Source organism: Candidatus Peregrinibacteria bacterium, assembly GCA_016220175.1.
Lineage (GTDB): Bacteria > Patescibacteriota > Gracilibacteria > CAIRYL01 > CAIRYL01 > JACRHZ01.
In genome coordinates this window covers 1-3,096 of sequence record JACRHZ010000052.1, presented here as the reverse complement: position 1 = coordinate 3,096, position 3,096 = coordinate 1, and the positions used below count along the sequence as shown (strand labels likewise).

Genomic DNA, 3,096 nt, shown 5'->3' with positions numbered 1-3,096 from the left:
TGACGGATCGGTAATCGTCACCGAATGGAATCCGGCGTATTCTTTTTTATAGGCATCGAGAGGATCAAAGAAGTAATGTCCACCTTCGTAATCGTAGGTATTCGTGTATGACGGCGCCGCTATCGATGCTTTTACCGTTGAAGTGTGAACCGTATCAATAATAAACGGAAGATTCGGATTCGTTCCTTCTTGAGCTGGAGTTCTGTATGATGTTGAAGGTTTGTATGTCATTTCCTGACTTCCTCCTGCGGGATATTCGATTCGCTTCATAAGATCGATTCTCTTTCCCTCAACTTGTTCCATTCCGTCGTAATAGAAAAATCGAGTTGGCGGATAGGAGAGATTCCCACTTCCTCCTCGAACGGTAATTCCCGTGAGTTTTCCTTTAATAGAATCTCCTTCATCATGTGAAAAATCATAGGTTCGAATAAGTTCTCGGGATCCGCTCGCGTACGAAGAGACTTCTATTCCGCTGATAAAATGTTTTCCTTCTGCGCGAAATCCGGTGACATACGAAGTTGGAATATATGACCTCTGAACTCTCAAAAATTTGATTTCATAGATTCCGAGATCGTTCGGCACGGAAGATCCGGTATATCTGATCGTATTTGGATATGCAAGCCCAGCTTCCTCAAAATACGTGAATGTCATCGTATTTCCCTGAATATCTTGCACTTTTTGGAGCATCCATTTGTACACTCGAGTTGAATCAGCCGGATCTGTTAAGCGATTTTCTGGAGTGGCGCCGAAAGTAAAAATGGTTCCCTGATTGTCTGTAACCGTCCACGTATTATTCGCAAAAATGTATTTCTGAAATCCTCCTTCTGTCTTTGCTGCGTATTCTCCGGTTGCAAAATTTACGGAAATAAGTTCGCTCTGGGATCCAAAAATATCTGAGGAAAAATCATTCTGTGTATAGAGCTCATTAATGCCTTTTGCCGTACTTCGGTAAATTGCATTTGCCGGAAGTCTCCATCCAAATCCCAACTCAGAAAGAAAATTCCTGTCCGAACTCGAATACTGAAGCGTAAGACTCGGCATAAGCGATGATCTTCCTTTTGGAATCCAGAGCGGATATTGATATGTCGCCGCTCCCGTAAATAAATCGGTTGAATAATTTCCCAGAAGACCTTTGAGGAATGCGAGGGGATTTTCTTGTACCGGCGCTGCGGGAGTCGGAATCGGTTCTGGATCTGGAGGAGGAGTTTCTATGATGACGTCATCCTCCGTTGCTGCTGCATCTTTGTCTGCTTCTTCGGCTTCTTTTTCTGGATCAATTGGCGCATTTGGATCTTCTTCCTGAAATGTTTCTGTATCGGGAATTTGCTCTGTTCCTGTGCTAAGACCAGCATCCGTTTTGTCTGTTGATACAGCTGCAGCACCTTGGTCAACTCCACCAGAATTTTCTCCGGTGGAAACTTCACCTTCACCTGATGACGTTCCTCCTATGTCTACACTTTCACTCGCCATCACCGGAGGTGCGCTTCCAAGAAGAGGATTGGAAATAAGAAGAATGGTGAGAAATAACGAGAGATGGCGTTTCATAGGGAAATGAAAAGATATGAGAAATTAGGAAAAAATATGTGTCGGTCTTTCTCCTGTTATGGAGCTTGGATTGAAATTTCTTGGAAATTAAAATTCCCTTTGTTAAGAGAAATGCGATTGGATTCCACAATATCAACAAGTCCATCTCCATTGATATCAACTGTCTCCGTTTCATGACCACCACTGCCAGGGGGTGCGAAATATAATAAATTTAATGCATAATAAATCATGTTGTCTTCCCTTGTCTCAGGAGCTCCTGCGGCACAGTTTCCATAATATGTATTATAACGTGGATCGGAATATTCCTCTTCCGTGCATTTATAGACTAATTCGAAATTCGTTCCGCCAATATTTAAAAAGAGTGCGAAAAAAGTTCGAAACGTGCCTACAGAGTTTCCATCACGGTAACCTTCGTGATACAAGATATCGAGAAGACCATCTCCATTTACATCAAAAAATCTGCCGAATCTTCCATACGATTGTGGAGGGGTGCTGGAGACATATGACCCTTGCAGTTTTTGCAATACATTAAATATGGAGTTGTGTGCTTTGCTTGATGCTGAATACCAGTTATAACGATTAGCAAAGATGTCCCCCGTGCGGCAGTGATGATCATTCGGATCCCGCTCCCAGCATTGTACTGCTACAGAGATATCTTGAGGAGTAATTGTCTCTTCCACTTCCTCACTCGCCTCAGAAAAAAGAGATGGCAAAAATGCCAAAACGAGAAAAATAAAAATTCCAAAAAGAAATGATTTTTTGCTGAAAAATTGAAGAGAGAGTTTCATGGGAAAAGAAAAAATTGGGGAAATTTACTGCTGAGCGCAATCGCCATACCAGCGAGTTTGACCGGTTGCAGGATCTCGCAAATTTGAACATTTGAAGACCATATCCCAACCTGAGCCGTTATTCAAGAAAACGCAATCATTTATTTGGTTCACACTATATCTATTATCAAGATAATGGTGGCGATATATGTAGTCTGCAAGTCCATCACCATTTATATCGACGAATGTTTCTTCTGGTTTACTTGATAATCCATCGGTATAAAAAGAATATTTTGTGTCTTCCCATGTGTGGAGAGGAAATGCAACAGTTGACCAAGGGGCATCCGTTTTTAAATTAGCAGAGCTTGGAAGACTGCCTGAGTCCGATTCACATGCATACATTCCTGACGATGACTCAATGCCGATGCCCCCCTGCGGCAAAACATCTGCAGATTCTCCCATCGCCTCAGCAGATGAAAGATGATTCGAAGAAAAATACCAAACGGAAATATTTACCGCCAGAATTACTGAAAAAATCGAAAGAAAGAAAAAGGTGCGTTTCATGTGAAAATGGTAAAAGAATAAAAAATATAATACGTGATGAATAGAGCTTTTCCTCTAATACTCAGAACTTGTCAATCACTTGTTTTATTTTTCATCATATTTTTTAATATTAATTTAATTTTTAAAAGAAAATACTTATCGAATTTCATTATCTTCCATATCAAAATTGTGCAAAAAAATAACTTTTGGCAAAACGTTTAAAAAGACTTCCTCTCAACAT

General features: G+C 40.7%; 3 protein-coding genes. All 3 read right to left on the bottom strand.

From position 1 onward, the window contains the following. Positions 1-1,545, bottom strand: a 1,545-nt coding sequence (locus tag HZA38_04255) for a hypothetical protein (protein ID MBI5414699.1), incomplete at its 3' end; no start/stop codon positions are given. Between the two features lie 56 nt (positions 1,546-1,601). Beyond that, positions 1,602-2,333, bottom strand: coding sequence for a hypothetical protein (locus HZA38_04250; protein ID MBI5414698.1), 732 nt, complete (start codon positions 2,331-2,333; stop codon positions 1,602-1,604). Between the two features lie 24 nt (positions 2,334-2,357). Next, entirely contained in the window at positions 2,358-2,876 is a 519-nt protein-coding gene (locus HZA38_04245; protein MBI5414697.1) for a hypothetical protein, read from the bottom strand. Positions 2,877-3,096: the final 220 nt, after the last annotated feature.

Coding starts and splice junctions, on each gene's coding strand:
- HZA38_04250 (MBI5414698.1), bottom strand. CDS start 2,333: ATGAAACTCTCTCTTCAATTTTTCAGCAAAAAATCATTTCTTTTTGGA.
- HZA38_04245 (MBI5414697.1), bottom strand. CDS start 2,876: ATGAAACGCACCTTTTTCTTTCTTTCGATTTTTTCAGTAATTCTGGCG.